Below are 2,989 nucleotides of genomic sequence, written 5' to 3' on the forward strand. Positions count from 1 at the left end.
TGCTGGTTTTGATTTCAAAATTCTGCCATTCAGTAGTTAGTTGGAGCGTGAAGTTGTCCTCTGGGCCTGTGTTGTTATCACAAAGGGCCACCCAAAGCGTGCCTTCCGTATCTTTCGCGTTCAACCGACGAGCGCGAAAAGTTAGCACCACATCTCCAAAAAGTTCCATCTCGGGAGTGCTAACAAATCCTGCGCGTTCGCCATTCTCAAACATACGCAAACAGCAGATACCTCCGGCTTGATAGGCTTCATTGCCTACCCACCCTTTCATCTTGGTATATTTAGCGGGGATGGTGAAAGAGGTGTGAGAACCACAAACGGGCTTCCCATCTGGCACGGCTTCGGTCCCAGCAGTCCATTTGGAGAAGTCTTCTTCCAGTACAGTCTCTGCAGGTGCCTTATTTGAAGCCGCCAACAGCGCATAAGCCTTTGGTTGAACTGCATGAACAAAGGGGTTCGGCTGGGGTTTATTCCAATGAAAGCCCTTAGAGCTTTGTGCCGACAGATTCCCTACCATACAAAGGGCAAGAAAGAGGCTTACCAACGATGTGTGTAAAAGTTTTCTTTTCATAGGCTAACTATTAGTGAATAATATATTTGAAAAAAATCGCTAGCGAATACCTTTTTCTACTACAATCCATGAGGAATATAGCTCAGTTGCAAATGTAGGGAATATTTTTATTTCTCACAAAAAATGCGTTGCAGCCTAAAAAAGACTGCAACGCATTGTGCTATTATCAAACGAAAGAACTTTATTAGTCCTCTGCGCGACGAAGCTGCTGTACGTAAACAGCGTGCTCCTTTGCGAGACGCTTCAGTACGCTGGGCTTGTTGTACTGCTGACGAGCGCGGAGCTCTTTAACAACACCTGTTCTTTCGAATTTTCTCTTGAATTTTTTGAGGGCGCGTTCGATGTTTTCGCCTTCTTTAACGGGTACTACGATCATTTTTCGTTGTTTTTATTTTGTTATTTAATAATTGCGAGGGATATATACTTCTTGCGAGGTGCAAAAGTAGTGCATTTTTAATGAAGAACAAAACAATCCTTTTATTTTTTGAGTTTGTTCTTACATTTCCAGCTATTTGCCCTTGCAAGGTCGTTAATAGTTTGAGTTAGAATAGTTTTTCTTTCTTACTATATTTTGTCACCCCCTTTCGTAGCAACCTTATCGTCATTGACGACATAAAGCGTTTGAGTGTTAAACGGTATATTGAGTTTTGGATCTTCATTGATGGCTTTATAAAAAGCTTCTTGCATACGGAAATGTACGTTCCAATAGTCGCTGGAATTAACGTAGGCGCGCACCGTAAGTTCTACACTGCTTGCACTGAGATTGGCCACTTCAACAAAATAAGGATCAAGCGCATTCCCCTGTATGTCCTTTGGTTCTGTTAAGATGGCTGGATCTTGCTTCAAACAGTTGACAATAACATCGCGCGCATGTTCTACATCATTTCCATATTCAATTCCCACCGTCCATATCTCACGACGCAAAGCGGTTTGATCGCTATTGATAACAAGCGTAGTAGACATCGTTCCATTGGGAATATAGACTCTGCGACCATCTGCGGTTTCGATGATAGTATGGAATATCTGTATCTCGCGAACAGTACCTATGTTGTTTTGCGCTTCTATCGTATCTCCAACTTTATAGGGCTTGAAAAGAAGGATAATCAGACCACCTGCAAAATTTTGAAGATTGCCAGAGAGAGCCATACCGATAGCAACACCAGCAGAGGCTAAAAGAGCTGCAAAAGACGTGGTATTCACGCCTAAGGTGCTAACCACTGTCACGATGAGCAAAATAGTCAGCAGGATATTCGTAAGGCTTTTCAAAAAAGTTTGAACCGTAGGCTCTACCTTGCTGCGAAGGAGAAAACGGGCTACAAGCTTATTAAGCAGTTTTACAATCCAGCGACCAATAATATAGACAACGATAGCGGCTAGTATGTTTTTGCCCACACCTATTCCCATCTCTACCAGTCGCTGAAGAAAACGATCTATGTGAGAAATATTGACTTCGGGAGTTGTTATACTAAGAATGCTAAACATATCCTATATTTAAATTTCAATGCAAAGATACTGTTTTTTAATGAAACAATAATGCCACTCTCACAATAGTGAAAGTGGCAAAACTGAATATTGTAGTATTTTTATTTTTGATCAATAATTCGACGAGCGCCCATATAACGTTTACTATAATAAGCTTGGTCAGAAGAATCTACTTGCACACCTGTCCTAGCTGCATGAACAAACTTAAAGCTTTGTCCATTATCTGCCACGTCTGTAACTATGCCTACGTGCCCTACTGAGTTAGAACCGCGTGAACCTCCAAAGAAAACAAGGTCTCCCTTACGCAAACTACTAATACTCATAATAGGAGTTCCTTCTGTAAACTGAGAGCGACTAGAACGTGTGATATGTACATTGTTTAATTTATATACATAACTGGTCAAACCTGAACAATCAAACCCTCCAGGGCCGCTTCTTCCAGAACAATATTTTGTCCCAAGATATTGGAGAGCTGTCTTAACAATAGTCTCTCCTTTTGGATCATCATTTATATAACTTGTGATTCCAATAGTACTTATAAGTGGTGAGCGAGAATTTGCAGCACTCGATGTGGTAAACACCATAGAGAGTGTGGCAACTACTATAAATATCGCGTTTCTTACTTTCAAAACTCTTTACTTTTAGATTTCATAAAACGATAACAATGCAAATATAAGGATAATATCCAATTTGACAAACATACTTTGCATTTTTTTATAATAAAAAATAAGGCTTCCATTTTAAGCAAAAACTCTCCTCCTGCCACTCACAAATAAATCCAACCAGTTTGCCCTTCTCAGAAAAGTAAATCTGCAAGCCTCTGCCTGAAACACACAAAAAAGAGACTCCCATCAGATGATTACTCTGATAGGAGTCTCTTATTAAAAAAAGGCGGCGACCTACTCTCCCGTCTTGTGGACAGTACCATCGGCGCGA

At 40.8% G+C, this 2,989-nt stretch carries 4 protein-coding genes and 1 pseudogene; all 5 read right to left on the bottom strand.

Annotated features, from left to right (window positions below; all coding sequences use genetic code 11):
• A pseudogene (locus ABLA33_RS09950) lies at nt 1-571 on the bottom strand (hypothetical protein); the annotation flags it as partial.
• A 184-nt stretch (nt 572-755) separates the two neighbouring features.
• Nucleotides 756-947 (bottom strand): 30S ribosomal protein S21, encoded by a 192-nt coding sequence (gene rpsU, locus ABLA33_RS09955; protein ID WP_009348375.1) that lies wholly within the window; start codon nt 945-947, stop codon nt 756-758.
• Nucleotides 948-1,135: 188 nt separating this feature from the next.
• Nucleotides 1,136-2,053 carry a mechanosensitive ion channel domain-containing protein gene (locus tag ABLA33_RS09960; protein ID WP_347720182.1) on the bottom strand — a complete coding sequence of 306 codons (918 nt, stop codon included), beginning with the start codon at nt 2,051-2,053 and terminating at the stop codon, nt 1,136-1,138.
• A 101-nt stretch (nt 2,054-2,154) separates the two neighbouring features.
• On the bottom strand, nt 2,155-2,682 hold the full coding sequence (locus tag ABLA33_RS09965; protein WP_347720183.1) for a C40 family peptidase: 528 nt from the start codon (nt 2,680-2,682) through the stop codon (nt 2,155-2,157).
• An 85-nt stretch (nt 2,683-2,767) separates the two neighbouring features.
• A partial coding sequence (locus ABLA33_RS09970; RefSeq protein ID WP_347720184.1) for a hypothetical protein occupies nt 2,768-2,989 on the bottom strand: 222 nt, incomplete at its 5' end.

It is taken from the genome of uncultured Alloprevotella sp. (assembly GCF_963536905.1).
Taxonomy (GTDB): Bacteria; Bacteroidota; Bacteroidia; order Bacteroidales; family Bacteroidaceae; genus Alloprevotella.